At 32.4% G+C, this 661-nt stretch carries 2 protein-coding genes; both read left to right on the top strand.

The window, feature by feature from the left end:
• A partial coding sequence (locus HMPREF2737_RS09675; protein WP_070650060.1) for a pathogenicity island protein occupies positions 1-320 on the top strand: 320 nt, incomplete at its 5' end.
• The gene (locus tag HMPREF2737_RS09670) at positions 317-655 is read left to right on the top strand and encodes a sigma factor-like helix-turn-helix DNA-binding protein (RefSeq protein ID WP_037551732.1); all 339 of its coding nucleotides are present in this window, start codon (positions 317-319) and stop codon (positions 653-655) included. The genes HMPREF2737_RS09675 and HMPREF2737_RS09670, both read left to right, overlap by 4 nt.
• Positions 656-661: the final 6 nt, after the last annotated feature.

Here is a 661-nt window from a genome sequence, read left to right as displayed (position 1 = left end):
TGATGTATCACTTAAATATCTCACATATGACTACAAATGATGTTCATGGCGTTGTATCAATATCCTATCCACTAGAAAAGTTAGTGATTGATATTATAGGTGAAAAAGAAAAATTGAAACGTTTCAAAACAAAAGCGAATAGAAACATGCAGCAATTAAAACAAGTTATTAAGCGATATACTCCAGGTGAACAAAAGGAAATCATGTATTATATGCAGTCCAATGGTTCGACGATAGATTATGACCTCATAGAACGCCTACAACGTGACTTATACAAGCTAAGACATGCAAATAAACAGAAAGTAAGTGTAAGGGCATGAGTTACGACAGAGATGCTATTAAGCAGTTTATATGTGACTACTCAAAAGAGAACCATGATACTACATATAATGATAAAAATACCAATATAGATGATTTCTTTTCACTGAATGATAAAGTCGACCCTTTTAAACTGAGTGAGAATACTGGTGATCAAGTGTTCTTTAATGAACTAGATCGGCTTATTTATACAGTAGCGACTAGAAGGGAATACTACATATTTTTCTTACTATGTGAAGGGAAATCTATGAGTGAAATTGCAAAGATATTTGAATTAAGTAGAGAAAGAATACGTCAACTATGGAATGATTTATTAGACAAATTAGAGGAGGGATAACATGAG

It is taken from the genome of Staphylococcus sp. HMSC069D12 (assembly GCF_001810405.1).
GTDB classification, from domain to species: Bacteria; Bacillota; Bacilli; order Staphylococcales; family Staphylococcaceae; genus Staphylococcus; species Staphylococcus haemolyticus.
This window is presented reverse-complemented; position numbering and strand designations above follow the sequence as displayed.

What these genes read in the sequence shown, in the direction of transcription:
- HMPREF2737_RS09670 (WP_037551732.1), top strand. Translation starts at nt 317, where the DNA reads ATGAGTTACGACAGAGATGCTATTAAGCAGTTTATATGTGACTACTCA.